We start from the raw sequence: 21,860 nt of genomic DNA, 5'->3' as shown, positions 1-21,860 counted from the left end.
ATCGCGAGGCCCGGCCCGCTCACGACCGCGGCGCGAGTCACGGTTCCGGCTGGTCCTCACGGGTGCTTCAGGACTGTCGAGACACCCGTGAGGACCAGCCGTCGGACCGGGACGAGCGCGACCTCCGCCGGCGGATCGCGGGGCCCGGCCCACTCACGACCGAGGCGCGAGTCATGGTCCCGGCTGGTCCTCACGGGTGTCTCAGGACCGTCGAAACACCCGTGAGGACCAGCCGACGGAGCCGGGACGAGCGCGCCCTCCGTACGCTCGGCGGCGTGGATGTTGATCTTCTGGCTCGGCTGGTTCCCGGGGTGGACGGCGAGGAGGCGTTCGCTGAGCTGGACGAGCAGGTCTGGAAGCTGGCCCGGGAGCCCGGCGCGCCGGCCCTGACCCGGCGGCTGGTCGAGCTGCTGAGCATGCCGGGCAACGAGAACCGGGCGCGCCTCGTCCGACTGGTGGCGGCCCTGGCGCAGAAGCGCAGGTGGATCTGGCCGCCCGAGCAGGACCCCGGACTGGTCCGCGAACTGCGGGCGGCCGTGCCGGTGCTGGCCGGCTTCATCGCCGGCCCCGATCCCGCCGTCCGGCGCGTGGTCCCGCACGCCCTCGCCGAGATCCTGATCGACGGATACAGCCCGGTCGGTCCGTTCCACGGGCGCTCCCACCGCGACCAGGCCGGCACCCGGCTCGCAGACCCGGCCGTCGTCGCCGCGCTCGTCGAGCAGGCCGATGACGAAGACGATGCCCTTGCGCTCGCCGGGCAACTGCGAGCGCTGGACGAACTCGGTCCGCCACCGGCGTCCTGGTTCGCGGCCCGGCTGCGGCATCCCGGCCCGGAGGTGCGCATGGCCGCCGTGGCAGCGGTGGCCCGCCGCCGCCCGGCCACCCGTGGCCTGGGCGAGGTGGCCGCCCGTGGCTTGGACGACGTCGCCGGCCGTGGCCTGGGCGAGGTGGCCGCCCGTGGCCTGGGCGAGGTGGCCGCCCGTGGCTTGGACGAGGTCGCCGGCCGTGGCCTGGGCGAGGTGGCCGCCCGTGGCCTGGGCGAGGTCGCCGGCGGTGGCTTGGACGAGATCGCCGCCCGTGGCTTGGGTGAGGTCGCGGCCGGCGCGCTGGCCGCCTCCGGCATGCGGGCGTGGCAGGGCTCCCCGTGGTCGCCGGGCAGCCCGGTCGGCTGGCTCGCCGACCGGCTCTCCGATCATCCCGAGGACGGCGAACGCCTGGTCCTGGAGGCCTTCGCGAGCAACGAGGCCGACCTGCGCCATCGAGCGCCGGAGGCCGCGGCGATGCTGCTGAACCGCTGGCGGCGACCGTTCCCCCGGCTGTGGGCGGCGCTGGCCGCCAGCCTCGCCGACCGGTCCGTCCAGTACCGGGCCCTGGACGTCTTCGCCACGGCCGGGACCGCGGCGCACGCGCACACCGCGGCTCTGCTGGCCGTCACCGACGACTTCCGGGCGCTCTTCACGCTGGCCGCGGTGGGCGAGCCGGCCGTGGTGCCGGCCCTGGCCGGATGGATCGGCGCGGGAAAGTTCACCGGCTTCGTCGACCTCGGCCGCGGGCTGGCTCCGCTGCGGGAGCAGGCGGCCGAGCTGCTGCCGGCGATCCGCGCGGCGTTGCGCCGGCGGCCGCACGGCGAGACCGACGGCTACCTGACGGCGCTGGCCGCGTGGGGACCGGCGAGCCGGGACGCGGTGCCGGACCTCGTCGACCTGCTGGATTCCGCATACGCCCGGCGCGCGTGTACGACTCTGGGCCGGATCGGACCGGACGCCCACGCCGCCGCCGGGACCCTGGAGCGGCTCGCGCTGGGCCGGCGCCGCCCACCAGCGTCCCGGGCGGTGGAGTGGGCCGGCACGCAGCACGCGGCCTGGGCGCACTGGCGGGTCACCGGGGATCCGGGGATCGCGCTCCGGGTGCTCGGCCGGGCGCTGCGCGGCGGCCTGGGCCGGACGATGCTGCCCTACCTGGCAGAGCTCGGGCCGCTGGCCGGGGCGCACGCGGACGGCGTACGCCAGCTTCTTGCTCTTCCTGGGTCGTGGAGCCGGGTGGAGGCGGCACACGCCTGGTGGCGGATCACCGGCGATCCCGGCCCGGCCCTACCGGTGCTGCTCGCCGCTCTGGAGCCGTTGCGGGCGCGGCGGGCGACGCCGGAGGTCCGGGCCGCGATCGGTCACCTCGCGGCGCTCGGCTGCCGCGACCTGCCGCTGGTCGAGGCGGTGCTCGCCGACGACCTCCGGTGGGGTCGCACCGTTCACGACGACGAGGCCCTGCTGGCGGTCTGCCGCGCGGTGAGCGGGTCACCGGGACGGCAGGCGTAGCCCGGCCATGCCGCCGTCGACCGCGAGCGACATCCCGGTGGTCGCCCCGGCTGCCGGGCTGACCAGGTACTGCACGGCGGCGGCCACCTCGTCCGCGGTGACCAGGCGGCCGGTCGGCTGGCGGGCCGCGAGGCGTTCCTTCTCCGCGGCCGGGTCGGCGGCGCGGGACAGCAGCCTCGCCACCCACGGGGTGTCGACCGTGCCCGGCGCCACGCAGCACACCCGGATGCCCTCGCTGACCAGGTCGGCCGCCATCGCCAGGGTCAGCGCGTGCACCGCGCCCTTCGACGCGCAGTACAGGGCCCGCTCGACCAGGCCCGCGGTGGCGGCGATCGAGGACAGGTTGACGATCACCGGGCTGCGGGAGCGGCGCAGGTAGGGCAGCGCGGCGCGGCTGGCGCGGGCGACGCCGGTGACGTTGACGTCCAGGACCCGGGCCCATTCGGCGTCGTCGTTGGCCTCGACCGTGCCGACCGCGGAGATGCCGGCGCTGTTCACCAGGATGTCGACGCCGCCGTGGGCGTCGGCCAGCGAGGCGAACGCCGCCTCCAGGGACGCCGTGTCGCGGACGTCGGTCTTCAGCGGCAGGCCGGGGGAGTTGGCCGGGTCGAGGTCGAGGATGCCGACCTTGGCCCCGGCGGCGGCCAGCCGGCGGGCGCACGCGGCGCCGATGCCCGAGCCACCGCCGGTGATCGCCGCGACCAGGCCGTCCAGATCGTTCACTGCCATGCCGCACCTTCCGGGTAGGCGTACCGGGTCAGCGACTCGGGACGCATCTGGGTGGAGAAACCCGGGACGGTCGGCGCCAGGTAGCGGCCGCCGGCGATCAGCGCCGGGTCGAGGAAGTGCTCGTGCAGGTGGTCGACGTACTCGATGACCCGGTCGTCGAGCGAGCCGGAGACCGCGGCGTAGTCGAAGAAGGACAGGTGACGGACCGCTTCGCAGAGACCGACGCCTCCGGCGTGCGGACAGACCGGTTTCCGGTACGCGGCCGCGAGCAGCAGGACAGCGATGTTCTCGTTGACCCCGGCCACCCGGCACGCGTCGAGCTGGACGACGTCGACGGCGTCGGCCTGCAGCAGCTGCTTGAAGACCACCCGGTTGGCGATGTGCTCGCCGGTCGCCACCCGGACCGGGTGCACGGCGCGGCGGATCGCGGCGTGCCCGAGGATGTCGTCCGGGCTGGTCGGCTCCTCGATCCACCACGGGTCGAACTCGGCGAGCGCGGCCATCCACGCGACCGCGTCGGGGACGCTCCAGCGCTGGTTCGCGTCCACGGCGATCCGCACGTCCGGACCGAGCACCGTGCGGGCCAGCGCGCATCGGCGTACGTCGTCCTGGAGGTCCGCGCCCACCTTGAGTTTGACCATCCGGAAGCCGTCGGCGACCGCTTGCCGGGCGAGCCTCTCGATCTTGTCGTCGGGGTAGCCGAGCCAGCCGGCGGACGTGGTGTAGGCCGGGTAGCCATGCTTCTTCAGCTCGCTGACCCGGTCGGCGCGGCTGTCCGATGAGTCGGACAGCAGGTCGCGCGCCGCCGCCGGGGTCAGGGCGTCGGTCAGATACCGCCAGTCCACCAGCGAGACGATCTCGTCGGGGGAGAGCGACGCCAGCAGCTCCCACAACGGCAGCCCGGCCCGCTTGGCCCGCAGGTCCCAGGCCGCGTTGACCAGCGCCGCCGTCGCCAGGTGCATGACCCCTTTCTCCGGCCCGAGCCAGCGGATCTGCGAGTCGTGGGTGAGCCGCTGGTAGAGGTCGTCGATCGGCTTGCCGATGATCAGCGGCGCGAGCGCGTCGAGCGCGGCCCGGACCACCTCGTTGCCCCGCCCGATGGTGAACGTGAACCCGTGCCCCTCCGCGCCGTCGTCGGCCTGCAGCACCGCGTAGGCCGCCGAGTAGTCCGGGTCCGGGTTCATCGCGTCCGACCCGTCCAGCTCCCGCGACGTCGGGAACCGGATGTCGTGGGTGCGGACCGACGCGATCCTCACCCTTTCACGACAGTGCGCTGCCGGCCCAGCCCGTCGATCTCCATCTCCACCACGTCACCGGCCGCCAGGTAGGGGAACCGGCCGCTGAGCGCCACCCCCGGCGGCGTCCCGGTGTTGATCAGGTCGCCCGGCTCCAGGACGGTGAACTGGGAGAGGTGCCAGATCAGGAACCCGACGTCGAAGATCATGTCGGCGGTGCTGGAGTCCTGCCGGGGCGCGTCGTTGACCCAGGAGCGCAGCCGCAGCGGGAAGCTCAGCTCGTCCGGGGTGACCAGCCACGGGCCGAGCGGGTTGAACGTCTCGCACGACTTGCCCTTCGACCACTGCCCGCCGGAGCGGTCCAGCTGGAACTCCCGTTCGGACACGTCGTTGGAGAGCACGTAGCCGGCGACATGATGCAGCGCGCTCGCCGGATCCGGCAGGTAGCGGGCCGTCCGGCCGATCACCACGCCCAGCTCGACCTCCCAGTCGGTGCGTTTCGAGTTGGGCGGGATGAGGATGTCGTCCTCCGGGCCGACCACCGTGTTCGGCGCCTTGTAGAAGACGATCGGCTCGGCCGGCGGCTGGGCGCCGGACTCGGCGGCGTGCGCCGCGTAGTTCTGCCCGACGCACAGGACCACGCCGGGCCGGGCGATCGGCGGCCCGATCCGCTTGTGGTCCAGGTCGGCCGGGGGCAGCTCGCCCGGGTCGCCGGTGAAGCCGCCGGCGGCCAGGAAGGCGCCGTCGATGTCCGCGGTCACCTCGGACAGGTCGCGCAGCATGCCGTCGGCGTACAGCACCGGACGCTCCGCGCCGGGCGCGCCGATACGCAGGTACCTCACAGGTTCTCCAATCGGTAGACGCGGATCGCGGTGCGGCCGAACACAGCGCCGGGGCGGCCGCCGAGGATGCCGGTCAGGACGGCGGCGACCTCCTCGTACGTCGCCACCGCCTCGCACACCGGCCAGTCCGAGCCGAACATCAGCCGGTCCGGGCCGAACAGGTCGAGCGCGGTCTCCACCACCGGCCGCAGCATCGACCGGGTCCAGCCCGGACCCGCCTCGGTGACCAGGCCGGACACCTTCGCCACCACATTGGGGCAGGCGGCGACCGGGGCGATCAGCCGTTTCCAGTCGTCCAGGTCGTCGAACCGTGGTTTCCCCAGATGGTCCAAAACGAACATGGCGTCCGGCAGGCAGGTCACCGCGCGGGCCACCGCGGGCAGCTGGGCGGCGCGCACCACCAGCTCGTTGACCAGGCCGGCGTCGGCCACGACGGCCAGCCCGGCCCGGATCCCGGGCTGGTCGAGCAGGTCGTCCGGCCCGGCCTGGACCTGGTCGCGCACCCCGACCAGGCGGTCGCCGCCCGGGCCGGAACGGTGCCGGGCCAGCATCGCGCGCAGATCCGGATCGGACAGGTCGGCCCAGCCGACCACCCCGGCGATCTCCGGGGTGCGGGCCGCCAGGGCCAGGAACCGGCTGGTCTCGGCGGCCCGGCAGAGCCCGGCCTCGACCAGCACGGTCCGGTCGACGCCGCAGGCGGCCAGGTGCGGCCGCAGATCGGCCACGGTGTAGTCGCGCCGGATCGGGGCCCGCTCGTCGGCGGCCAGCCACGGATGGTCCGCGGTCCACAGGTGATGGTGCGCGTCGACGATCATGGGTGCGGCACGTCCGGGTCGAGCAGACCAGATCTGATCAGATCGTGCCAGAGCGCGCCGGGGATCTGCACCGCGGCCATCGCGGCCGCGTCCGCCGCCTCGGCGGCCGACCGCATGCCGATCAGGACCGAGGCGACCGCGGGATGCGCGAGCGGGAACTGCAGCGCGGCGGCCCGCAACGGAACGCCGTGGCGCGCGCAGACCGCGGCCATCGCCCGCGCCCGGGCCAGCGTCGCCGGTGTCGCGGGCCGGTAGTCGAAGGTCGCCCCGTCCGCCGGGTCGGCCAGGATCCCCGAGTTGTAGACCCCGCCGCAGATCACCGAGATGCCGCGGCGCGCGCACTCGGGCAGCAGGTCGGCCAGGCCGGACTGGTCGAGCAAGGTGTACCGCCCGGCGAGCAGGAAGCAGTCGAACTGGCCGGTGCGGGCGAACTCGGTGAGCATCGCGGACTGGTTCATCCCGGCCGAGACGGCCCCGACCGCGCCCTCCTCGCGCAGCTGCACCAGGGCCGGCAGGGCGTCGTGCAGGGCCGGGCCGAAGTGGTCGTCCGGGTCGTGCAGGTGCAGGATGTCGACCCGGTCCAGGCCGAGCCGCTCCAGGCTCGCGGCATGCTGCTCGCGCACGCCATCGGTGCTGAAGTCCCACGCCCAGCCGGCCCCGGACGGCTCGGCCCACACGTCGTCGCCGGCCGGGCCGCCGGTGGTCAGGCGCCGGCCGACCTTGGTGGCCAGGGTGAACGCCGACCGGTCCCGGTCCCGCAGCGCCGCGCCGCCGCGCCGCTCGGAGAGCCCGGCGCCGTAGAACGGAGCGGTGTCGAAGAAGCGCACGCCCTGCTCCCAGGCGGCGTCGACCGCGGTGCGCGCGCCGGCCGCACCGACCGGGGTGAACAGGCCGGCGATCGGGGCCAGGCCCATGCCGAGGCGGGTGACGGTGACGCCGGTGCCGCCCAGCGACACCCTGGCGAACGGATCCACGGCGCGGTCCTCTCGTAGATCCTATAGGATCCGCGTACCTGTCTAATCCGTTTCGATGCGTCAGTCAACTTTTCTATAGAGGAAGGTGGATGTGTCCGGGCCGATTCGCCGTTCGGTGCTCAGCGACGACGTGTATGAGCAGCTGAAATCGCTCATCCTGGAGCACCGGCTGGCCCCGAAGGACCGGGTCAACATCGACGGACTGGCCCGTGAGCTGGCGGTCTCCCCGACCCCGGTGCGCGAGGCCCTGGCCCGGCTGGAGGCCGAGGGCCTGCTGCGGAAACGTCCGCTGGCCGGGTACACGGTCAGTCCGCTGCTCACCCGCGACGAGTTCACCGACATGTTCGACATGCGGCTGGTGCTGGAGACCGCCGCCGCCCGCTGGGCGGCCGCCCGGGCCGACGCGGCGGCGCGAGCGGCGCTGCGGGCCGAGGCGACCGTGTCGTACGAGGTGAGCGCGCCCCGCTCACACGCCGCCTGCACCGCGGCCGACGCCCGTTTCCACGACCTGGTCGCCGAGGCCGCCGGCAACCCGCTGCTCCGCGACGCGATCAGCCGGCTGCACGCGCACCTGCACATCCACCGGCTCTATTTCCCGTATGCGGAGACCGGCTCCACCCGGCACGAGCACGAGGCGATCGCCGATGCGGTGGCCACCGGCGACCCGGACACCGCCGAGTCCGCGATGCGCGCCCACCTGACCGCGGCCCGCGCCCGGCACCTGGCCGCGTTCGACACCTGAGACCACGCCGGGACCGGTGCGCCCGGGCGTGCTCCTCCGCATCGGACGGCCGCCTGCCGTCGCTGACGCTGCGTCAGCGGTGACGTCGCCCGGGGGATCTCATTCGGACGGTTGCCGCCCGCCGCGCAGGAGCCGGTTGCGCTGCGTGATCTCGGTGGACCGGGCGAGGACCTCCGCGGCATCGAGCACGAGTCGATGGGCGTGTTCCATGGCGACGCCGGGCGCTCGGACCTCCGGCCCGCACAACACCTCGGCGGCGCCGGTGAGCCGCAGGACGCGAGCCGTGGCGCCCCGGGCGTGCCGGACCCGCACCGTGCCCTGGCGTTCGAGGGCGTCCTGACGGCAGGTCAGCAGCAGCCGGACGGTGCTCACGTCGATGAACGTGACCAGCTGGACGTCCACGACGATGTGCCGGCAGCCGTGCCGGTGTGCCTGGCGGAACACGTCGCGCAGCCGAGAATTGCTGTCCCGATCGAACTCGCCGGCCGCCGTCACGACGGCCCTGTCGCCGGCGCAGGTCAGCCGGACCACCGGATCGTCGATGTCGGTCATGTCACTCCCGTCCCTTCGCCCTCACTCTGGCGGGACGGCAATGCGCCGGCTACCCCGCGCTGCGCAGCGCGGGGTAGCCCGTTGACGCGAAAACGAAGGGCGGTGGGGGCGCGACCCGCGGCGGTGACGTCGTCGGGGTCGCCTGGCCGGCGACGACGGTCACGGGAGGTACGCCCGCCAGCCGTCGTGGTCGAGCGGGTCGGTGTCCAACCGGATCTCGCTGAGGATGTTGGTCAGGCGCAGGGCTCGGTCGCCGGCGAAGTGCAGCTCCAGGCCGCGGAGCAGCCAGCCGGTGCTGGTCCGGCCGTCCTCGGCCCGGTGGAACCGGTACTCCGACTCCAGGATGCGCGCCTCCTGGAGCGGCCGGCCGAGCAGGGCGTCGAGTTCGGGCTGGGCGGGGTCGGCCCAGGCGAGGCGCAGGTCGGGGTCGTCCTGGTCCTCGCTGTCGATCGGGGCCCGCACGTCGATGGTGCCGAAGCTCAGGTACAGCTCGTCGAAGCCGTCACCGCAGAGCTCCAGCCGGGGTCCGTCGAAGTCCAGGATCAGCACGCCGGTCGAGCACCACTCGCCGTCGCAGGTGAAGCAGAGCGCGGTCGCCGAGGTCAGGCGACGTCCGGCGAGGTCGCGGAGCTGCCGGCCGTGCCGGTCGCGGACCTGGTCGACGGTGGTGCACGCGACGGGTCGATATCCGGCGATGCCTTGCATGCGGTGATCCTAGATCGCGCGCGGAGCCGGGCCGCGCGTGCCGGCCGCCACCGGGCTGCCGGCCGAGGGTCATCGGGATCAGGCCCGCACCGGCTGGCGGTGCAGCCGGATCCAGTCCTCGACGTCCTCGGCGAGCCAGACCCGGCCCTGCTTGAGCTCGGCGATCGGCTTGGGGAAGTGTGTCTTGGCGGTCAGCTGGTTGATCCGCTGCCGGCTCAGCTCACCGCCGAGCCGGACCTGGATCTCATGGGTGCCCATCAATCGGTGCTGTCGTCTCTTCATGCAAGCGACTATAGGCACAGAGCAAGCCGTGAGGTAGCCCACCGGGCCAACTTATTGCGGAAATTTGCTGGGCCGCCGGGCTTGTCGCGCCGCCAGATGCGCAATGACCAGCGGATAAGGCTCTCCGCGGGCTGGCCGGATCGACGGTCGCCATTGCGGTGCGGGCCACCCGATCCGGTGACCGCGGCCGGCGCGAGGTCCGCTCCGGGTTGCGCTCAGACCGATTTCCGGTACGGCGGAGGCGCCGGTCGCGGCGATGGCGGGGAGCCTGCACCGCGGACGGGAGGCCGGCTGCGGGTGATGGCGGGGCGCCTCCCGGCGGACGCGAGCGCCCGCCGCGTGGGGACGGCGGGCGCTTGCGGCGTACCGGAAATCGGGTTTGATCTAGGTGGTGGGTGCGGTGACCAGGATGCCCAGGCACATCTCGTCGCTGGTGCCCTCGCCCCAGACGACGTAGCGCGGGGGCAGTTTCTGCAGCTGGGGCAGCATCTTACGGAGTTTGGCGTCGTGTGTGCAGGTGACCCGGACGGTGTCGCCGGGCTTGACCGCGATCGGCTTGGCGAGCGGGACCAGGGCCTGGTTGTCGAAGTTGTACTGCGGGATGTCGAGGATGGTCTGCGCGCCGGGCCGGCCCGGGTTCAGCTCGATCTTGATGGAGCGGCCGAGGAGGTGCATGTGCCCGGCGGCCATGTAGATCGTGGCGGCCGACTCGACCGGCTGCTCGCAGTGCTGCGTGTCACCGGCCGTCACCTTGCCCTCGCTGCACGCCTCGACGAGGTATTTCTCCTGCTCACCGGCCTCCTTGCCGAACCGGCTGCCGACGTCGGCGATGGCGGCGTCGCGGTCGCAGAGCGGCCCGGACTCGCCGGCCGCGCAGGGCAGCTCGATCGGTGCCGGGAACAGGTCGGTGGAGAGCGACTTCAGCGGGCTGGTCGCGGCGGCCACCCGCAGCTTGATGCCGGACTGGTCGGTCTGCCCGGCGGCGCCGGTCTCCAGCAAGTTGTAATGCACCTGCATGACCAGTTTGCTGCCGGGCGGCATGTCGAAGCCGGACCCGGACGGCATCAGCGTCTCGCCGGCGCCCGGCGCCCAGTGCGCCACCCAGGCGGTCTGGCCCTGCACGCCGGCGTCGCCGAAGCAGGTCCAGCCCTCGCCGGGGGTCTGCTCGTCGACCTTGGCGGCCTCGGTGGCCTGCCGCGGGTCGAGCCGGTAGAAGATCGCGTGGTGCACGATCGCCGCGTTCTGCGGCTGGAACTGGCTGCCGGTCAGGTACGCGTTCTCGGTCAGCCCCGGGTCGACCAGGAAGCAGCGGTAGTCGTCGGTGCCGCCGTTCGGCGCCTGCGGGGTGTACGGCTGGGGGAGCGCCAGGTCGACGAACCGCTCCCCGCCGCGCAGCGGGGTGGCCGGTGGCGCGGAACCGGCGGTGTGCCCGGAGTGCGGGTTCGAGGTGGCCGGCGCGGCGGCCGGGGTGTCATGGGTGCCGCAGGCCGCGACGAGCAGCAGCGCGGCGGCGGACAGCAGGACTCGCTTCACAGCGCCCTCCCTGAGCTGACAACGAGACATCCGGAATCGTCCCGATTCACCTTTCGTGATCACATCCGGGATGACCCGGAGTCGGTCCCGGAGGGGACGATAGTGACATCGGTCAAATCGGAAATCTGATCTTCCTGGCATACTGGCCTCTCTTGTCGCGAGAGAGGAACTGATGGCAAGCGAAGGCAGTACCAAGGCCGTGGTGACCGCGCTGAGCGCCAATCTGGCGATCGGCGTCTCGAAATTCGTCGCCGCGGCCATCACCGGATCCGCCAGCATGCTCGCCGAGGGCGTGCACTCGGTGGCGGACTCGACGAACCAGGTCCTCCTCCTGGTCGGCGGCCGCCGCGCCAAGCGGCCCGCCTCGGCCCTGCACCCGTTCGGCTACGCCCGGGAACGCTACGTCTACGCGTTCATAGTGGCGATCATCCTGTTCAGCCTGGGCGGTCTGTACGCGGTCTACGAGGGCTACCACAAGATCATCGACCCGCATCCGCTGGAGTCGCCGCTGGTCGCGGTGGTCGTGCTGGTGATCGCCGCGGTGCTGGAGGGCTACGCGCTCAAGACCGCGGTCGGCGAGGCGAACCGGGTGCGCGGCAAGCGCAGCTGGTTCCGGTTCATCGTGCGTACCCGCAACCCGGAGCTGCCGGTCATCCTGCTGGAGGACAGCGGCGCCCTGCTCGGCCTGCTGTTCGCGCTGCTCGGCGTGGGGCTGACCGTGGCCACCGGCAACGGCGTCTACGACGGCGCCGCCACGCTGCTGATCGGGGTGCTGCTGGTCAGCGTCGCGGTGGTGCTCGCGGTGGAGACCAAGAGCCTGATCATCGGTGAGTCGGCGGTGCCGGAGCAGCTCACCGCGATCGAGAAGGCGCTGCTCGCGTCGCCCGGCGTGCAGCGGGTGATCCACCTGCGGACCATGCACCTGGGTCCGGAGGAGCTGCTGCTGGCCGCGAAGATAGCGGTCGGCGAGCAGGACGAGGGCCGGGACATCGCGGCGACCATCGACGACGCCGAGGCCCGGGTGCGGGCCGCGGTGCCGACCGCCACGGTGATCTACCTGGAGCCGGACATCTACCGGCCGGCCGAATCCGCCTGATTGACGCTCTAGCGCATGGCATACCGGATAATGTCCGGTATGCCATGAACTATCAGCAGCCACCACCGCCGTCCCCGCAGCCGCTGCGGCCCACGCCCGCGTTCATCGGCGCGTCCTGGGCGGCGCTCGCCGTCGGTGTCCTGTCCTACGGGCTCGGCCTGTGGAACGCCGACATGACCAAGAGCGAGAAGGGCTTCTACGCCGCCACGCTGCTGCTCGGCCTGTTCGGCGCGATCTCCCTGCAGAAGTCGGTGCGCGACCAGGCCGAGGGCATGCCGGTGTCCGCGCTCTACCTCGGGCTGTCCTGGGTGATGGTGGCGCTGTCGCTGATCATGCTGGTGATCGGGCTGTGGAACAGCGGCATGCAGCTCAACGAGAAAGGCTTTTACGGCCTGGCGTTCACCATGTCGCTCTACGCCGCGGTCGCGGTGCAGAAGAACGTGCGGGACCTGGCCTACCGCCCCTGAGCCAGCACCCAGATCGGCACCGGGTCGGTACCCGAGGCGATGACCTGCCAGCCGGCCCGCTGGTACATCCGCACGTTGCCCTCGGTCGCGGTCTCCAGCACCGCCGGCAGGCCGGCGTCCGCGGCCCGCTTGAGCCCCTCGGCCATCACGGCGTGCCCGAGGCGGCGGCCGTGGTGGTCCGGGTGGGTGCCGAGGACCCCGAGATACCAGTACGGCTCGGCCGGCAGCAGCGCGTGCATCATCCGGTCGTAGGCGTCCAGCCGCTGCTGCACGTCGGCCGGCATGCTCGGCGCGGCCACCGGGGCGACGGCGCCATCGGTGGGCGGCTCCCAGATCGCGACCGCGTTGCCGCCCTCGGCGAGAAAGATGTTGCCCAGCCCGACCCGCTTGTCGAACAGATAGCCGAAGAACGCCCCCGCCTGCGCGGGGTAGCTCGCGTCGTCCGGAAAGCACCACCGGATCACCGGATCCTCGACGAACGTCGCCACCAGCGTGTCGAGCACCCGGGAACGGTCAGCCGGCGTGGCAACGGTGATCTCTGTAGTACTCACAGCGCACCAGCCTAGCCACGCCGCCGCGGCGCCCTTCACCCCCGGCCGGGCCGCAACGCGCCTGCCGGTGTCCGGCTGGGCGTGCGGGGTGTCTGACGCTTCGCGAGACACCCCGCACGCCCAGCCGCCGCCGCGACGCGCGTCGCGGTCCCGGTGGGCCCGCGTCTCGCGGTCGTCGGCTGGTGCTCACGGGTGCCTCGGTGGGTCTGAGGCACCCGTGAGCACCAGCCACGGGCCTTGGGCGCGCGGCCGGCCGGGGGCGGAGCGGGGTTGGGTTTTCGGTGACCACCCGCGGGCAGTGAAGGGCACGGAGATCGTTCTGGACGCGCAGCGGCCAGATCTCCGGGCCCGGCCCGCGCTACTTAAAGAGAATTTGGTGTACGACCGCGGCCCGGCCAGGCTTGGTCGAGGTGATCGGTAGGGTGCTCAGGCCCGCGCTGCCCACTCAGATGGCGGGGTGTGGCTCTCTCCCGGCTTGGACCCTGCCGGTCACCGTGGCGCGGAGTGGCTGAAGAGGGGTTTGCCCAGCTGTAAGTAGCGTTGCCCTCCCGCCGGTGTGGTTCTGCCGCGACGACGGGAAGGTCAACGGGTACATGGGTCAGCTGATCATTGGAGTCGATCCGCACAAGCGGTCCGCGACGATCGAGATCATCAACGAGCGTGAACAGGTGCTGGCCCGTGGCAGGTACGGCACCGACACCGGTGGCTACCAGCAGATGCTCGCCGCCGGCCGCCGTCACGCCGGCCGGGTGTGGGCGGTCGAGGGCTGTAACGGCATCGGCCGGCACCTGGCCCAGCGGCTGGTCGCCGACGGCGAAACCGTGCTGGACGTCCCGGCGAAACTCGCCGCGAAAGCCCGCAACTTTGACACCGGGCACGGCCGTAAAACCGACGGTCACGACGCGCACCACATCGCGGTGACCGCCCTGCGCACCCCGGGCCTGCGCCGCGTTCACGCCGACGGCGCCACCGTCGCGCTGCGGCTGCTGGCCGACCGCCGCGACCAGCTCGGTGTCGCCCGCACCGAGACCATCAACCGGCTGCACCAGCTACTGCTCGAACTGATCCCCGGCGGCGCGAAGAAGAACCTGACCACCGACCAGGCCCGCACCCTGCTCGAACGCGTCAGCGTCCCGGCCGGCGACATCGTCACCGCCACCCGCTATCAGCTGGCCGGCGACCTGGCCGACGAGCTCACCACCCTGGACACCAAGATCAAAGCAGCCAACCGGCAGCTGAAGACCGTGCTGGCCGCCACCGGCACCCAGCTGACCAGCCTCAACGGCATCGGCCCCTCCGGCGCCGCCCGCCTGCTCGGCGACATCGGCGACATCAGCCGCTTCCCGACCCGCGGGCACTTCGCCACCTGGAACGGCACCGCCCCCATCGACGTGTCCTCCGGCGACAACCATCATCACCGGCTCAACCGGGCCGGGAACCGGCGCATCAACCGGGTCCTGCACATCATGGCCATCACCCAGCTCCGCTTCGACACCCCCGGCCGCGCCTACTACCAGCGCAAACGCGCCGAAGGCAAAACCGCGATGGAAGCCATGCGAGCGTTGAAACGACGCCTGTCCGACACCGTCTACCGCCAAATGATCAAAGACGACCACACGGCACAACAGACAGCGACGGGTCCGGGAGGACACACGGGGGCGACTCTGAACTCCAGCGCGGCCGACCCAAACCCCAAGATCGACACTTCGGAAAAGTCACAACCCGGACCCGCCAACCACCACCCTAAAACACCCCTCACACCAACCCCTTGACAGAGGGGTGCCGGGAGCATGCGGTCCGCACCCCGGCGGACCTGCGCATCGGAAGGTCTTGATGGTGATCCTCAGTGGGACAGGGCGTGGGAGATGCGCAGGTGGTGCTCCGGGCCGGGGTAGGTGTCCGGGTCGACGTGGACGGTGGCCTCGGTGAGTCGCGGGACGGCGTGGGTGAGCTGGTGTTCGGCGTCGGCGGCGATGTCGTGGGCGGCCATCAGGCTCAGGTGGGCGTCGACCACCACGGCCGCCTCGGCGTGCAGCCGGTGGCCGACCCAGCGCATCCGCAGGGCGGCGACGTCGCGGACGCCGGGGATCAGGCGCAGGGCGCGCTCCGCCTGGTCGACCAGTTCCGGGTCGACGCGGTCCATCAGGCGGCGGTAGACCTCGCGGGCCGCGTCCTTGAGCACGAACAGGATCGCCGCGGTGATCAGCAGGCCGACGACCGGGTCGGCCCAGCGCCAGCCCAGCCCGGCGCCGCACGCGGCGAGCAGCACGGCGAGCGAGGCGAAACCGTCGGTGCGGGCGTGCAGGCCGTCGGCGACCAGGGCGGCCGAGCCGATCCGCCGGCCGACCGCGATCCGGTAGCGGGCCACCAGCTCGTTGCCGGCGAACCCGACCAGCCCGGCCGCGAACACCCAGGGCAGATGGGTCATCGCCTGCGGCTCGACCAGGCGGCGCACGGCGAAGAACGCCGACGCCGCCGCGGAGGCGGCGATCACCAGGACGATCACGACGCCGGCCAGGTCCTCGGCACGGCCGAAACCATAGGTGTACGCCCGGGTCGCGGCTCGCCGGCCGAGCAGGAAGGCGATCCCCAGCGGTACGGCGGTGAGCGCGTCGGCGACGTTGTGCAGCGTGTCCCCGAGCAGCGCCACCGACCCGGAGAGCGCGACGATGCCGGCCTGCACCGCCGCGGTCAGGCCGAGCGCGGCCAGCGAGATCCACAGGGCGCGCATCCCGGCGCGGGACGACTCGAGCGCGGAGTCGACCTTGTCGGCGGTGTCGTGCGAGTGCGGCGTGATCTTCGTCCACCAGCCGTGATGATGTCCCATCGGTTGCCCCCGCCGCTCTTCTCCGTCTCGGTCCGAGACCCATAATATGTGCTCATGCGCGCACGCGACAACGTTGCAGATGCCAATGACCTGCAGAAACACCCTTCGGGCGACACCGTAGCCGTGGCAACGACCATGCTCTCGATGTTGGCCGACCCGACCCGGCTGCGTCTGCTGGCCGCGCTGGCCGGCGGCGAGCAGGACGTGTCCGCGCTGACCACCGCGACCGGCTCGGCCCGCCCGGCGGTCTCCCAGCATCTCGGCAAGCTGCGGCTGGCCGGCCTGGTCACAGTGCGCCGGGCGGGACGCCGGCAGATCTACGCGGTGTCCGGCCCGCACGTCGCCCGCCTGGTCGGCGAGGTCCTGCGGGCCGCGGCGCGGCACGGATGAGCGTGCCCGCCATGCTGGCCGTGGCCGCCATCCTCGCCGTCGCCTCGTGCGCGCAGGTGCTCACCGGCTTCGGCTACTCGCTGCTGTCGGTGCCGCTGCTCGGACTGATCACCGGGCCGGTCGACGCGGTGGTCGGCTCGTCGATCCTGGTCCTGCTGGTGAACCTGATCGTCGCGGCCCGGGAGCGGGCGCACATCCGCTGGCCGGTCGCCCGGACCGTGCTGCTCGGCGGGCTGCCCGGCCTGCCGCTCGGCCTCTGGCTGCTGCACGTGCTCCCGGTCCGGACGCTGAGCATCATGATCGCCGTCGTGGTGCTGGCCGGGACCGTAGCGATCTGGACCGGGCTACGGATCCGGCCGCGGTCGCTGACTATCGGCCTGGCCGGGCTGCTCTCCGGCGCGCTGACCACCTCGGCCGGGGTGAACGGCCCGCCGATGGCCGCGGTCTTCGCCGCGATGGGCCTGCCGCCGCGGCCGTTCCGGGCCACCCTCGCCGCGATCTTCGTGGTGGTCGGGCTGGGCGCGGTCGCCGGGTTCGCGATGACCGGGGAGATCTCGCCGACCGGCTGGCTGATCACCGTGGTCGGCGGGCCGGCGGTGGCGCTGGGGTGGCTGGTCGGTGACCGGATCTTCACCCGGGTCCGGAACTTCCGGATCGTGGTGCTCTGCGCTCTGGTGCTGGCGTCGCTGACCACGCTCACGCGGGCCGTCCTGGGTTGACATTCCCTGGTCACTTATCGATTATCAATATATCGACTATCGATAAGGGGATCGCGATGAAGCTGCTGCGCCGGCCCGACTGGCTGGATGAGCTGCACGGGCTGCTGCTGGTCGGGCTGGTGGTGACCGGCCTCGCCACGGTCGTCGGGGTGGTGGCGATCCTGTCCGGCCAGCCGGTCCCGGCCGAGGTGACGATCGACGGTGCGATCACCGCCACCCCGCCCGCCGGGATCTCGCTGGGCTCCTCGATCGCCGTCGACATCCTGCACCCGTCGGCGGCCCAGACCGGCTGGGCGCTCGTCGCCATGCTGCCCCGCCAGCTGCTGATCCTCGCGGCACTGACCATGCTGTGGCGCCTGGTCGGCCGGGCCCGCCGGACCGACCCGTTCGGGCCGGGCATGGCGGCCGGCTTCCACCGGCTCGGTCTGCTGCTGGTGCTGGGCGGACCGGTCGTGTGGATCCTGGACTTCGTCGCCCGCAACCGGCTCAGTGACAGCGTCGGCGCCGGCGGGACGTACGCGGTGCTCGACTTCGTGGTGCCGCTGGCCTGGGGATTCGGCGGGTTCGCGGCGTTCGCGATCGGCGAGATCCTGCGGCGCGGCCGGGCCCTGCGGGTCGAGCTGGACGGGGTGGTCTGATGCCACCCGAGGAGGAGCACCGGGTCGACGTGCACCTGGACAAGCTGCTCGCCGAGCGCGGTCTCACCCTCACCGAGCTGGCCGACCGGGTCGGGCTGACCTTGGCCAACCTGTCGATCCTGAAGAACGGGCGGGCCCGCGCGATCCGGTTCAGCACGCTGACGGCACTGTGCGAGGTGCTGCAGTGCCAGCCGGGCGACCTGTTCACGGTGCGCGGGCCGTCCGCCTGAGGCCTCGGTGGCCGGTCTCAGTGGTCCGGGAAGTCCTCGCCGAGCAGGGTCCGCAGCCGGGCCAGGGCCCGGGCGGTGCGCATCTTCACGGCGGAGACGGACAGGCCGAGGATCGCGGCCACCGTGTCGACGCTCTGGTCCTCGGCGTGGCGCAGCACCAGGATCGCCCGGTCCTCGACCGGCAGCTGGGCCAGCGCGTCCACCAGGGGCAGGCGCAGCTCCGGGCTGCCCGGCGGGGTGCGGTCCGGGCGGTCGGGCAGCTCGGCCAGCACCAGCTCCGAGCCGCTGCGACGTTTCTGCTGGTCGAAGACGGTGTTCATGAGCACCCGGCGGCTGTAGGCCTCGAGGTTGGTGTCGTGGCGGACGCGGTCCCAGACGGCGTACACCTTGGCCAGGGTCTGCTGGGTGAGGTCCTGGGCGAGGTGCCAGTCCCGGCACATCAGGTAGGCGCTGCGGCGCAGCCGGGTGCCGGCCGCGACCACGAACGCGGTGAACTCCGCGTCCCGGCCGGTCATCTCCTCCGCCGAGGCGGCCGCGACCCGGGTGTCGGTCACAGGGCCCCTCCGACCGGCGCGTCCGTGCCGCACCGGCGGCCGATGACCTGGTCGACGCCGGCCGACGCCGCGTAGTCGGCGCGCAGGCCGGCGAACTGCCCGGCGCTCACCAGGCGCAGACGGAACGACTCCGGGAACGGCTGGGCGGCGGCCACGGCGAGCAGGTCCGGGTTGTCCGCCCAGCGGTCACGGAAACGCTGGTATGCCTGCTCCCGGGTGTCGAACTCGATGGCGCTCACCCGGGCGTCGCCGCCCAGCGCGGTGCGCAGCGCCGCCCGTTGCGCGTCGGTCGCCGTGGACGCGAGCACCACGACCACGTCGGTGGCGTCGGTCTGCACCGGGCGCGGCAGACAGGACGGGGCGCTCACCTGTTGCATCGCGGCGGCCACCGTCTCCGGTGGACCGGCCGGGTCGGGCGCGCCGCGCCACAGGCTAAGACCGGTCACCGCGACCGCTCCGGCGGCCACGGCGGCCACCATCCGGCGGGTGCGCCGCTGCCGGCGCAGCCGGCCGCCCGAGGCGATGGCGACGGCCGCCATCTCGTCGAGCGGGGCGCCCGGGTCACCGCTGACCGCCTCGTCGAAGTAGTCACGTACGTTCCTGGTCACGGTCGCTCTCCTCGCTGCCGGCGTTCGGGTCTCTGCCGGTATGACTGGGTGGGCGGCCGATCAGGTCACATCTCGCGGTGCCGGGTCATCGGCGGCGGTTGCGCGGGTGCTGCTTGGCGGTGCGCTCGTTGCCGTGCTTGTAGTTGCCGGTGAGCCGGGCCATCAGCTCCTGCGGGTCGTCGTCCTCCACGTCGACCAGGAAGCGGGCCGCGGCGGGGCCGCGCAGCACGGCGGCGGAGCGGCCGTGGTGCAGGATCTCCACCTCGCCGTTCTTGCGGATCCGGTAGGTGAAACCTTCGGGTGTGTTCGACATCGCCGTATCCTCGGTGCGCACGGCACCCCACGCCAGCGATTTAGTTTTCGGTACGCCACGTGCCGTCCGGCCGGCGGTCGGCGCGCTCACCGGGGGCCAGCCCGGCGACCTCCTGCACGTCCGGGTGCGCGGTCACGATGTCGCGGAGCTTGACCTGCTCGGCCGCCGCCCGGTCGGCGCCCGGCTCGAGAAAGCACCAGGTGCCGTCGGCGTCACGCAGGACCGTGCCGACCGGGGCGGTGCCGGCCGCCACGTCGGGCGAGGCGTGCACCAGGCAGTAGGGCAGGCTGGTGCGGAACGGCCAGCCCTCGTACGGGTCGTGCTCGGTCCACGGGCCGTCCGGATGGTCCTCCGGCTCGACCCAGAGCCGCGGCTGGGACTCGTCGCACCACCGGTCCACGCCCGGCTCCCCCGGGAAGCGGCCGTCCCGGTCCGGCCAGACGACCTGCACCATCGGCATCGGGGGACGCTGGTAGAAGTCGATGCCGGCGCCGAAGAAGTGCCGGTACCAGCTCGGCCGCACGGTGCGCAGCACCACGTCGTACCCGTTGAGCACGTCGTCGCGCCGCTGCCCGTCCGGCCCGGCGGCGCCGTCGCGGAACAGGTCGCCGGCCACGTTGACGATGCTCATCGCGGTGCTCGCGGGCAGGCCGAACACGCACACCTCCGGGCGGCGCAGCGTGTGCCAGATGCCGATCGAGTAGGCCCAGTCCGGGGTGGACCCGCCGGCGACGCCGTTCACGTTCCAGCCGAAGCGGCGGATCTTGTCGGCGATGCCGCGGTCCCGCTCGTCCCAGGTCTGCTCGGCGGGCGGCACCTGGCAGAGCAGGCAGTGACAGGGCTGAGCGTCCACCCGGTGAGGCTACCGCCAGCATGATCAAGCGCGGTCGTCCGCGGCGAATGATATGACCACTCGGCCCGGCGCCGTCCCCAGCTCGGTAGCAACCTGCCTGCTGACCGGCCGCACCTGCACCGTCGGCCTGATCATGACCGACCACCACGGCCGGTTCAACCTGTCCATGTCATGGGGCCGCCTGGGACGCCCAGTCCTTCGTCCAGCGGCCGTTGGTGAGGCCGGCGGCGGCGTACTCGTCGATGGCGTCGCCGCGGTGGACGCCGAGCCAGCGCAGCAGCACGTTGGCGGCCATCTGGTGACGGTCGGCGGCGACGGTGTAGTGCTCCTCCGCCTCGCCCGCCGACGTCGCGGTGAACATCGGGCCCCACGCGACCGCACCGTCCCGCCAGGCGATCGCCGCGTGGAAGCCGCCGCCGCCGAAGAACTCGCTGTGCAGGTAGGCCACCGTCCCGTACCGGGAGAGGTCCCGCGCCCAATCGGCGACCCCGGTGGTCAGCTCGTAGAAGCCGTCCACGACCCCGTCGCCCGGCAGGCCTTCGGTGATCTCCTCGGTCAGCGGCAGCAGCACCAGACCGGTGCCCGCGGCCAGGTCCACGGTCGGCGGGGTCAGCCGCGCCCGGCCCTCGTCGGACACCTTCAACAGCAGCGCTTCCACGGTCCCGGCCATGCTGTGGACCCTACCGACCGTGCGGCGATAATGGTGCGGCTGCTCGTTCGCCCCCTGTCGGCAGGTCCGCAGACTGAGAGGTAGGCCGATGGCGTTTCCGTACGCTCGCACCTTCGACGAGGTTCTCGCCTACGTAGGGGAGCGCCCGTGCGTGTGCGGCGCCACCGAGACCGAGATCGAGAACCGGACCGGCGAGGCGGTGCTGATCGGCGGCGTCTCGGCCGTCCGGTTCAGCTTCACCTGCGGCGAGTGCGCCAAGCTGCGCGAGTTCACGTTCCGGATGACCGAGGAGGAAGCCGCCCGCCCGCCGGGTTTCCGGGTGCTCGGCCTGGCCCGCACTGCCGCCGAGGCCCACCTCTTCATGGACCTGCACGAGTGTGACGTGTGCGGGGAGGCGGCGTTCGACCGGGACTTCGGGGTCGTCATCGTGGACGGCGAGCCGTGCAGCCGGTACAGCGGCCGGTGCCCGGGGTGCGGCAACCCGCGCGAGTTCGTCTTCCGGCTGCCGGACGAGACACCGATCCCCGACCCGGCGCAGCCCAGCTTCGGCGGGGACAAGCCGTCCGAGCTGCTGGACGCGGGAGAGTGGCTGTCGGTGGCCGATGCCATCGCCGCCGACACCCCGGCGGAACCGGCCGGGATGGACGCTGAGGAGCGGCAGCAGGCCCGGTACGACCTGCTGACCGCGGCCGCCGCGGTGGCGGAGGCCCGCAAGTTCGTGGCGGCCGGCACGGAGGCGGTGTCGCCCGAGGCGCTGTGGAGCCCGACCGGGCGGGCGGTCTACGAGGCGGACTCGGGCCGCTTCTGCTGGCAGCGGCTGGACCTCGTGGAGAACGTCTACCGCGAGATCGCTGTCACCTTCGGGGACTGACCGATCGGGACCGCCGGTGGTGCGGGCCGGAACCGGCGGGGTCTCGCTGCGGCGGCGATCGGCATATCGTGGCCGCATGTGGATCGTGGAGTTGGCGTTCGGGGCGGAGCCGGAGCGGCTCGCTGCGCGCCCGGCGCATCGGGAGCTGCTGGGCAAGCTGCACGCGGCCGGGACGGTCCGGATGGCCGGGCCGCTGGCGGACGACTCCGGCGCGGTGATCGTGCTGGACACCGCCGACCCGCAGGAGGTGCTGCGCAACGATCCGTACTTCAGCACGCCGGGCGTGACCGTGGTCAGCGTCCGGGAGTGGCACCCGATCGTCAGCTGACCGGGCGTACACCAGGCGGATCTT

27 protein-coding genes are annotated in these 21,860 nt (G+C 72.7%); 11 read left to right on the top strand and 16 right to left on the bottom strand.

Annotation, left to right across the window (positions count from 1 at the left end):
* The first annotated feature begins 275 nt into the window (after nucleotides 1-275).
* Nucleotides 276-2,312 carry a hypothetical protein gene (locus BJY16_RS30655; RefSeq protein WP_185043021.1) on the top strand — a complete coding sequence of 679 codons (2,037 nt, stop codon included), beginning with the start codon at nucleotides 276-278 and terminating at the stop codon, nucleotides 2,310-2,312.
* Here BJY16_RS30655 and BJY16_RS30650 read toward each other — a convergent pair.
* From BJY16_RS30650 to BJY16_RS30630, 5 genes are read right to left on the bottom strand one after another with little or no spacing between them, the layout of a single operon-like run.
* The gene (locus tag BJY16_RS30650) at nucleotides 2,292-3,041 is read right to left on the bottom strand and encodes an SDR family NAD(P)-dependent oxidoreductase (RefSeq protein WP_203759326.1); all 750 of its coding nucleotides are present in this window, start codon (nucleotides 3,039-3,041) and stop codon (nucleotides 2,292-2,294) included. The genes BJY16_RS30655 and BJY16_RS30650 overlap by 21 nt on opposite strands.
* Nucleotides 3,032-4,297 carry an enolase C-terminal domain-like protein gene (locus BJY16_RS30645; protein WP_239177981.1) on the bottom strand — a complete coding sequence of 422 codons (1,266 nt, stop codon included), beginning with the start codon at nucleotides 4,295-4,297 and terminating at the stop codon, nucleotides 3,032-3,034. Before BJY16_RS30645 ends, BJY16_RS30650 begins: the two co-directional genes overlap by 10 nt.
* A complete protein-coding gene (locus BJY16_RS30640; RefSeq protein WP_185043020.1) occupies nucleotides 4,294-5,118 on the bottom strand; it encodes a fumarylacetoacetate hydrolase family protein in 825 nt (274 codons plus the stop codon). The genes BJY16_RS30645 and BJY16_RS30640 overlap by 4 nt, the downstream gene beginning before the upstream one ends.
* Nucleotides 5,115-5,933 carry an amidohydrolase family protein gene (locus tag BJY16_RS30635; RefSeq protein WP_185043019.1) on the bottom strand — a complete coding sequence of 273 codons (819 nt, stop codon included), beginning with the start codon at nucleotides 5,931-5,933 and terminating at the stop codon, nucleotides 5,115-5,117. The genes BJY16_RS30640 and BJY16_RS30635 overlap by 4 nt, the downstream gene beginning before the upstream one ends.
* A complete protein-coding gene (locus BJY16_RS30630; RefSeq protein ID WP_239177980.1) occupies nucleotides 5,930-6,907 on the bottom strand; it encodes an aldo/keto reductase in 978 nt (325 codons plus the stop codon). The genes BJY16_RS30635 and BJY16_RS30630 overlap by 4 nt, the downstream gene beginning before the upstream one ends.
* Nucleotides 6,908-6,998: 91 nt before the next feature.
* Between BJY16_RS30630 and BJY16_RS48670 the strand changes: the two genes are divergently transcribed.
* The gene (locus tag BJY16_RS48670) at nucleotides 6,999-7,649 is read left to right on the top strand and encodes a GntR family transcriptional regulator (RefSeq protein WP_239177979.1); all 651 of its coding nucleotides are present in this window, start codon (nucleotides 6,999-7,001) and stop codon (nucleotides 7,647-7,649) included.
* A 99-nt stretch (nucleotides 7,650-7,748) separates the two neighbouring features.
* Here BJY16_RS48670 and BJY16_RS30620 read toward each other — a convergent pair whose 3' ends face one another.
* From BJY16_RS30620 to BJY16_RS30605, 4 genes are all read right to left on the bottom strand, one after another.
* Nucleotides 7,749-8,201: an STAS domain-containing protein gene (locus BJY16_RS30620; protein WP_185043017.1), complete on the bottom strand. Its 453-nt coding sequence runs from the start codon at nucleotides 8,199-8,201 to the stop codon at nucleotides 7,749-7,751.
* Between the two features lie 159 nt (nucleotides 8,202-8,360).
* Entirely contained in the window at nucleotides 8,361-8,906 is a 546-nt protein-coding gene (locus BJY16_RS30615; protein WP_185043016.1) for a hypothetical protein, read from the bottom strand.
* Nucleotides 8,907-8,984: 78 nt separating this feature from the next.
* Nucleotides 8,985-9,188 carry a helix-turn-helix transcriptional regulator gene (locus BJY16_RS30610; protein ID WP_239177978.1) on the bottom strand — a complete coding sequence of 68 codons (204 nt, stop codon included), beginning with the start codon at nucleotides 9,186-9,188 and terminating at the stop codon, nucleotides 8,985-8,987.
* A 384-nt stretch (nucleotides 9,189-9,572) separates the two neighbouring features.
* Entirely contained in the window at nucleotides 9,573-10,721 is a 1,149-nt protein-coding gene (locus BJY16_RS30605; RefSeq protein WP_239177977.1) for a monooxygenase, read from the bottom strand.
* Nucleotides 10,722-10,893: 172 nt separating this feature from the next.
* Here BJY16_RS30605 and BJY16_RS30600 point away from each other — a divergent pair, with 172 nt between their 5' ends.
* Together BJY16_RS30600 and yiaA are read left to right on the top strand one after the other, a co-directional pair.
* Nucleotides 10,894-11,817: a cation diffusion facilitator family transporter gene (locus BJY16_RS30600; protein WP_185043014.1), complete on the top strand. Its 924-nt coding sequence runs from the start codon at nucleotides 10,894-10,896 to the stop codon at nucleotides 11,815-11,817.
* 44 nt (nucleotides 11,818-11,861) lie between these two features.
* A complete protein-coding gene (gene yiaA, locus BJY16_RS30595) occupies nucleotides 11,862-12,284 on the top strand; it encodes an inner membrane protein YiaA (RefSeq protein WP_185043013.1) in 423 nt (140 codons plus the stop codon).
* Here the strand turns inward: yiaA and BJY16_RS30590 are convergent.
* Nucleotides 12,272-12,835, bottom strand: a complete 564-nt coding sequence (locus tag BJY16_RS30590) for a GNAT family N-acetyltransferase (protein WP_185043012.1) — start codon at nucleotides 12,833-12,835, stop codon at nucleotides 12,272-12,274. The two genes, yiaA and BJY16_RS30590, sit on opposite strands and share 13 nt — an antisense overlap.
* A 554-nt stretch (nucleotides 12,836-13,389) precedes the next feature.
* Here BJY16_RS30590 and BJY16_RS30585 point away from each other — a divergent pair.
* Nucleotides 13,390-14,607 (top strand): IS110 family RNA-guided transposase, encoded by a 1,218-nt coding sequence (locus BJY16_RS30585; protein ID WP_311775285.1) that lies wholly within the window; start codon nucleotides 13,390-13,392, stop codon nucleotides 14,605-14,607.
* Between the two features lie 71 nt (nucleotides 14,608-14,678).
* Here BJY16_RS30585 and BJY16_RS30580 read toward each other — a convergent pair whose 3' ends face one another.
* Nucleotides 14,679-15,662 carry a cation diffusion facilitator family transporter gene (locus BJY16_RS30580; RefSeq protein WP_185043011.1) on the bottom strand — a complete coding sequence of 328 codons (984 nt, stop codon included), beginning with the start codon at nucleotides 15,660-15,662 and terminating at the stop codon, nucleotides 14,679-14,681.
* 54 nt (nucleotides 15,663-15,716) lie between these two features.
* Here BJY16_RS30580 and BJY16_RS30575 point away from each other — a divergent pair, with 54 nt between their 5' ends.
* The 4 genes from BJY16_RS30575 to BJY16_RS30560 are packed head-to-tail and all read left to right on the top strand — an operon-like array spanning nucleotide 15,717 to nucleotide 17,639.
* Nucleotides 15,717-16,052, top strand: a complete 336-nt coding sequence (locus BJY16_RS30575; RefSeq protein WP_185043010.1) for an ArsR/SmtB family transcription factor — start codon at nucleotides 15,717-15,719, stop codon at nucleotides 16,050-16,052.
* Entirely contained in the window at nucleotides 16,049-16,771 is a 723-nt protein-coding gene (locus BJY16_RS30570) for a sulfite exporter TauE/SafE family protein (RefSeq protein ID WP_185043009.1), read from the top strand. Before BJY16_RS30575 ends, BJY16_RS30570 begins: the two co-directional genes overlap by 4 nt.
* A 56-nt stretch (nucleotides 16,772-16,827) precedes the next feature.
* Nucleotides 16,828-17,409 carry a DUF2975 domain-containing protein gene (locus BJY16_RS30565; protein ID WP_185043008.1) on the top strand — a complete coding sequence of 194 codons (582 nt, stop codon included), beginning with the start codon at nucleotides 16,828-16,830 and terminating at the stop codon, nucleotides 17,407-17,409.
* Nucleotides 17,409-17,639: a helix-turn-helix domain-containing protein gene (locus BJY16_RS30560; protein ID WP_185043007.1), complete on the top strand. Its 231-nt coding sequence runs from the start codon at nucleotides 17,409-17,411 to the stop codon at nucleotides 17,637-17,639. The genes BJY16_RS30565 and BJY16_RS30560 overlap by 1 nt, the downstream gene beginning before the upstream one ends.
* A gap of 17 nt (nucleotides 17,640-17,656) precedes the next feature.
* Here the strand turns inward: BJY16_RS30560 and BJY16_RS30555 are convergent, their stop codons facing one another.
* The 5 genes from BJY16_RS30555 to BJY16_RS30535 form a co-directional block, all read right to left on the bottom strand.
* Nucleotides 17,657-18,193: a SigE family RNA polymerase sigma factor gene (locus tag BJY16_RS30555; RefSeq protein WP_239177748.1), complete on the bottom strand. Its 537-nt coding sequence runs from the start codon at nucleotides 18,191-18,193 to the stop codon at nucleotides 17,657-17,659.
* Nucleotides 18,190-18,801 (bottom strand): permease-like cell division protein FtsX, encoded by a 612-nt coding sequence (locus BJY16_RS48665; RefSeq protein WP_185043006.1) that lies wholly within the window; start codon nucleotides 18,799-18,801, stop codon nucleotides 18,190-18,192. The genes BJY16_RS30555 and BJY16_RS48665 overlap by 4 nt, the downstream gene beginning before the upstream one ends.
* Before the next feature lie 85 nt (nucleotides 18,802-18,886).
* Complete coding sequence (locus BJY16_RS30545; protein WP_185043005.1) at nucleotides 18,887-19,114, bottom strand: hypothetical protein; 228 nt, start codon at nucleotides 19,112-19,114, stop codon at nucleotides 18,887-18,889.
* A gap of 40 nt (nucleotides 19,115-19,154) precedes the next feature.
* Nucleotides 19,155-19,967 (bottom strand): DUF4262 domain-containing protein, encoded by an 813-nt coding sequence (locus BJY16_RS30540; protein ID WP_185043004.1) that lies wholly within the window; start codon nucleotides 19,965-19,967, stop codon nucleotides 19,155-19,157.
* 169 nt (nucleotides 19,968-20,136) lie between these two features.
* On the bottom strand, nucleotides 20,137-20,637 hold the full coding sequence (locus BJY16_RS30535) for a hypothetical protein (RefSeq protein WP_185043003.1): 501 nt from the start codon (nucleotides 20,635-20,637) through the stop codon (nucleotides 20,137-20,139).
* A gap of 88 nt (nucleotides 20,638-20,725) precedes the next feature.
* On the opposite strand from BJY16_RS30535, the gene BJY16_RS30530 reads away from it, so the two are divergent.
* A complete protein-coding gene (locus tag BJY16_RS30530; protein ID WP_239177746.1) occupies nucleotides 20,726-21,508 on the top strand; it encodes a hypothetical protein in 783 nt (260 codons plus the stop codon).
* Between the two features lie 76 nt (nucleotides 21,509-21,584).
* Nucleotides 21,585-21,836, top strand: coding sequence for a YciI family protein (locus BJY16_RS30525; protein WP_185043002.1), 252 nt, complete (start codon nucleotides 21,585-21,587; stop codon nucleotides 21,834-21,836).
* Nucleotides 21,837-21,860 lie beyond the last annotated feature (24 nt).

This window comes from Actinoplanes octamycinicus, from assembly GCF_014205225.1.
GTDB classification, from domain to species: Bacteria; Actinomycetota; Actinomycetes; order Mycobacteriales; family Micromonosporaceae; genus Actinoplanes; species Actinoplanes octamycinicus.
Note: the sequence above shows the minus strand (reverse complement) of the source record. Positions and strands in the feature narration are given on the sequence as shown.

Coding starts and splice junctions, on each gene's coding strand:
- BJY16_RS30560 (WP_185043007.1), top strand. CDS start 17,409: ATGCCACCCGAGGAGGAGCACCGGGTCGACGTGCACCTGGACAAGCTG.
- BJY16_RS30600 (WP_185043014.1), top strand. CDS start 10,894: ATGGCAAGCGAAGGCAGTACCAAGGCCGTGGTGACCGCGCTGAGCGCC.
- BJY16_RS30530 (WP_239177746.1), top strand. CDS start 20,726: ATGGCGTTTCCGTACGCTCGCACCTTCGACGAGGTTCTCGCCTACGTA.
- BJY16_RS30610 (WP_239177978.1), bottom strand. CDS start 9,188: ATGAAGAGACGACAGCACCGATTGATGGGCACCCATGAGATCCAGGTC.
- BJY16_RS30525 (WP_185043002.1), top strand. CDS start 21,585: ATGTGGATCGTGGAGTTGGCGTTCGGGGCGGAGCCGGAGCGGCTCGCT.
- BJY16_RS30535 (WP_185043003.1), bottom strand. CDS start 20,637: ATGGCCGGGACCGTGGAAGCGCTGCTGTTGAAGGTGTCCGACGAGGGC.
- BJY16_RS30580 (WP_185043011.1), bottom strand. CDS start 15,662: ATGGGACATCATCACGGCTGGTGGACGAAGATCACGCCGCACTCGCAC.
- BJY16_RS30615 (WP_185043016.1), bottom strand. CDS start 8,906: ATGCAAGGCATCGCCGGATATCGACCCGTCGCGTGCACCACCGTCGAC.
- BJY16_RS30570 (WP_185043009.1), top strand. CDS start 16,049: ATGAGCGTGCCCGCCATGCTGGCCGTGGCCGCCATCCTCGCCGTCGCC.
- yiaA (WP_185043013.1), top strand. CDS start 11,862: ATGAACTATCAGCAGCCACCACCGCCGTCCCCGCAGCCGCTGCGGCCC.
- BJY16_RS30620 (WP_185043017.1), bottom strand. CDS start 8,201: ATGACCGACATCGACGATCCGGTGGTCCGGCTGACCTGCGCCGGCGAC.
- BJY16_RS30575 (WP_185043010.1), top strand. CDS start 15,717: ATGCGCGCACGCGACAACGTTGCAGATGCCAATGACCTGCAGAAACAC.
- BJY16_RS30545 (WP_185043005.1), bottom strand. CDS start 19,114: ATGTCGAACACACCCGAAGGTTTCACCTACCGGATCCGCAAGAACGGC.
- BJY16_RS30635 (WP_185043019.1), bottom strand. CDS start 5,933: ATGATCGTCGACGCGCACCATCACCTGTGGACCGCGGACCATCCGTGG.
- BJY16_RS30565 (WP_185043008.1), top strand. CDS start 16,828: ATGAAGCTGCTGCGCCGGCCCGACTGGCTGGATGAGCTGCACGGGCTG.
- BJY16_RS30650 (WP_203759326.1), bottom strand. CDS start 3,041: ATGGCAGTGAACGATCTGGACGGCCTGGTCGCGGCGATCACCGGCGGT.